This is a genomic window from Meishania litoralis (genome assembly GCF_042611095.1).
GTDB lineage: Bacteria > Bacteroidota > Bacteroidia > Flavobacteriales > Flavobacteriaceae > Meishania > Meishania litoralis.
Genome location: NZ_JBHFPV010000014.1, coordinates 1 through 1,421, shown reverse-complemented (window position 1 = coordinate 1,421; position 1,421 = coordinate 1). Strand labels below are relative to the sequence as shown.

Below are 1,421 nucleotides of genomic sequence, written 5' to 3'. Positions count from 1 at the left end.
CGAGCGAAACCGAGTGCATATCAATAAAAAATTTTAGCGCAGCGAGACAGAAATTTTTTAGATATGCCGAGGTTGAGGTATTGCCGACATCGGTCTCGGCTATGAGTAGTTGCGTGGTTTAGCGTTTAACTTCGCAAGTACACACCAAGCTGAAAATCCGCAAGAATTTTCAGAAGTAGGCGAGAACAAGCAATTACTTATAGCCATTGTTGTGGTGTCGTATTTTTATTTTTTTTCGTTTATAATGTCTTTGAGATATTTGATTCAGGAATGTTTTTGTTCCAATCAACTCAAATTTCAGCTCGTTTGGTAATTCTCCGAACAATGAAGAACCACCACCTAATAAAATTGGAATAGTTGTTAATATCATTTCATCAATCAAGTCTGCTTTTAAAAAATTCCTGATTGTTGTTCCTCCATCAATGTATAATCTCTCATATCCTTTTCCGTTAATTTGCTCTAAAATTTCTAATAGAGTTCCTTTGACTAAAAAGGCTTTGTCTTTATGTGATTCTGGTATTTCTTTCAGTTTATTGCTCAATACAAAAACAGGTTTGTTATATGGCCAAGAAACATCAAAACCCATTACAGTTTCGAACGTTGTTCGTCCCATAACAAGCGCATCAATCCCACTGATGAATTCAACATATCCCATATCATCATTGTTAGGATTAGGCACTGAATTTAGCCAATCAATTCCGCCATTTTTGTCAGCGATATAGCCGTCTATACTTGTTGCGATAAATACGCTATTCCTTTTATTCATAAAATTCTTTTGGATATTCAACCATTCCACTTACTCCATTCAGTCCGTTTTCAACCAATTCAATTGCCATACAATTCTCTTTCGGCACTTCAAATGGTAATTCTATACCAAATTGGTCGGCTCGTTTGTATCCGAATTTCGGATAATATTTTTCGTGTCCGAGCAATATAACTGATGAGAATCCTAATTCTTTTGCCTTTTTATGACCTTGTTTTATAAGTATTCCGCCAATTCCTTTTCCTTGATATTCTGGAAGCACAGAAACAGGGGCAAGAGTCAATGAGTCAAATTCATTTTGTCCATTTTTTATTTTCAATTTAGTCAGTAAAATATGCCCAACAATTTTGTTATTGGTTTCAGCTACCATAGAAAGTTCGGGAATAAAAGCATTTGACCTTCTCAATCTTTCCACTAAAAACTGTTCCTTGTGGTCGCTTATTTGTTCGTTTTCAAATGCCTTTTCTATAAGATTAAAGACTGTTTTAAGGTCGTCTAAACGTTCTTTTCTTATGATTAATTCCATTTGTTTTGTCAGTTCCTTATGTGTTTCGATTATATGCACCACAACGGCTCGCGGCTATGTACAGTTTTTGAAGGGCGGTGTCCTGAAAGCTTGCTTTCAAGGGCAGGGAGCCATGAAAAAGCTGGCAATTTA

2 protein-coding genes are annotated in these 1,421 nt (G+C 35.9%); both read right to left on the bottom strand.

Annotated elements, in window-relative coordinates; translation table 11 throughout:
• Window positions 1-193: 193 nt before the first annotated feature.
• Window positions 194-766 carry a dihydrofolate reductase family protein gene (locus ACEZ3G_RS17040; RefSeq protein WP_432426730.1) on the bottom strand — a complete coding sequence of 191 codons (573 nt, stop codon included), beginning with the start codon at window positions 764-766 and terminating at the stop codon, window positions 194-196.
• A complete protein-coding gene (locus ACEZ3G_RS17035) occupies window positions 759-1,289 on the bottom strand; it encodes a GNAT family N-acetyltransferase (protein ID WP_432426729.1) in 531 nt (176 codons plus the stop codon). Before ACEZ3G_RS17035 ends, ACEZ3G_RS17040 begins: the two co-directional genes overlap by 8 nt.
• Window positions 1,290-1,421 lie beyond the last annotated feature (132 nt).